Origin of the sequence: Pseudomonas sp. PDM25, assembly GCF_019219045.1 — a bacterium.
Classification (GTDB): domain Bacteria; phylum Pseudomonadota; class Gammaproteobacteria; order Pseudomonadales; family Pseudomonadaceae; genus Aquipseudomonas.
Window position 1 is genome coordinate 1 of sequence record NZ_JAHUWL010000053.1, and the last position, 1,015, is coordinate 1,015.

A 1,015-nucleotide genomic window follows, 5' to 3' on the forward strand; every position below is an offset into this window, starting at 1 on the left:
GGTGCCCTTGATGCTGTCGGGGATGACGCTGGCGCTCAGGGCTTCCAGCGAGTCGAAGCCGAGGCTGTTGAGCATGGCTTGCTCGTCGCCGGTACGCGGGCCGATGTGGCGGGCGATGAATTCGTTGCGGGTGTCGAGGAGGGTGGTCATACGCAAATCCTCAAGCGTCGTCGTTGGTCAGGCGCCCGTAAGCGGCCTGGTCGAGCAGACTGTCCATCGCGGTGGGGTCGCTGGGGCGCATACGAAAGAACCAGCCTTCACCCAGTGCGTCTTCGTTGATCAATTCGGGAGAGCTTTCCAGCGTCGAATTCACCTCGACCACTTCGCCATCCAGCGGCATGTACACGCTGCTGGCCGCTTTCACCGACTCCAGCACCGCCACCTCATCGCCAGCGCCGAAGGTGCGAAGTTCAGGCACCTGAACGAAGACCACGTCACCCAGCGCTTGCTGGGCATAAGCGGTGATCCCCACAGTGATCAGGCCATCGCTTTCAAGACGCAGCCATTCGTGATCGACGGTAAAACGCAATTCGTTCATATCAACTCCTCATTGTTCAGACTCATCCGCTACTGGTGGCGGATGGCGATGGACAGGCTCGTGTCGGGCAACGAGCGTGGCTTGAGGGTTGATAGCAAGGGCGGTGCCAATGTTATTTATTGCTTAAAAATCAAATAGTTGAGGTGTTTTTTAACAGGATTGGTGCGCAGCTTCCGTATTGAAATCAATACAGACATGCGCAGAGGAGGGAGCGAAGTCTGGGCCAGACGCGTCGAGAGGGGTTTGTCTTGATTTCGATACGCTGTATTAATTTTAAGACGCCTATCTCCTGTGGGAGCGAGCCTGCTCGCGAAGAGGGAGTGTCAGTCGATATTTATGTCGCCTGTCACACCGCTTTCGCGAGCAGGCTCGCTTGTATGGTAGGACTTGAAGGGAGGAGGAGGGACAAGGCTCGATTCCGACTGTTGACGCAGTACAGACCGTGGGAGATTTCGCCCCTCCTCCTTTCACCCAAGC

At 56.8% G+C, this 1,015-nt stretch carries 2 protein-coding genes; both read right to left on the minus strand.

The annotated features are described in order from the left end of the window. A partial coding sequence (locus KW848_RS31255) for a hypothetical protein (RefSeq protein WP_218539171.1) occupies nt 1-150 on the minus strand: 150 nt, incomplete at its 3' end. A 10-nt stretch (nt 151-160) separates the two neighbouring features. Continuing rightward, nucleotides 161-538 carry a glycine cleavage system protein GcvH gene (gcvH, locus tag KW848_RS31260; protein WP_218539170.1) on the minus strand — a complete coding sequence of 126 codons (378 nt, stop codon included), beginning with the start codon at nt 536-538 and terminating at the stop codon, nt 161-163. Nucleotides 539-1,015: the final 477 nt, after the last annotated feature.